At 50.7% G+C, this 548-nt stretch carries 1 tRNA gene; it reads left to right on the forward strand.

What is annotated here, in order from left to right:
- The first annotated feature begins 469 nt into the window (after window positions 1–469).
- Window positions 470–545, forward strand: a tRNA-Gly gene (locus NV64_RS22875).
- Window positions 546–548 lie beyond the last annotated feature (3 nt).

Raw genomic sequence — 548 nt, forward strand, 5'->3', positions numbered from 1 at the left:
AATAGCTCAGTTGGTAGAGCACGACCTTGCCAAGGTCGGGGTCGCGAGTTCGAGTCTCGTTTCCCGCTCCAAATTTTTCGCCGTCGGTTACGCCGGCAGGCGAGTGAAAAAAGGACCTTCGGGTCCTTTTTTCGTTTCTGCATGATGCTTATCCTTCGCCTCATTCTCTTTGCTGCCGACATTCCCCGGCCTGCTGTGTTTTCGTGAAGCCGGGCACTGAGTGGTGCTTTACGCGAGCCGATTGCAGAGACAGATGCGGAGAAAATGTGGAATCATCTAACTCTGATGAGCAAACTGTTGCCCTGGATCGCCAGATTTTTGCGCAACACGATATTTTTTCAAAACTCCGCTTGCCACTCCAGCCAAAGAGGTCCATAATAGCGACCTCCTCTCCGGAATGGAGAGGTAAAAGTTATAAAAATCAATAAGTTACACGTTGATTTGCGCAGTAAAGCAGCATCACTTCTAAGCGGGAATAGCTCAGTTGGTAGAGCACGACCTTGCCAAGGTCGGGGTCGCGAGTTCGAGTCTCGTTTCCCGCTCCAGAT

Origin of the sequence: Erwinia sp. B116 (assembly GCF_002865965.1) — a bacterium.
Lineage (GTDB): Bacteria > Pseudomonadota > Gammaproteobacteria > Enterobacterales > Enterobacteriaceae > Erwinia.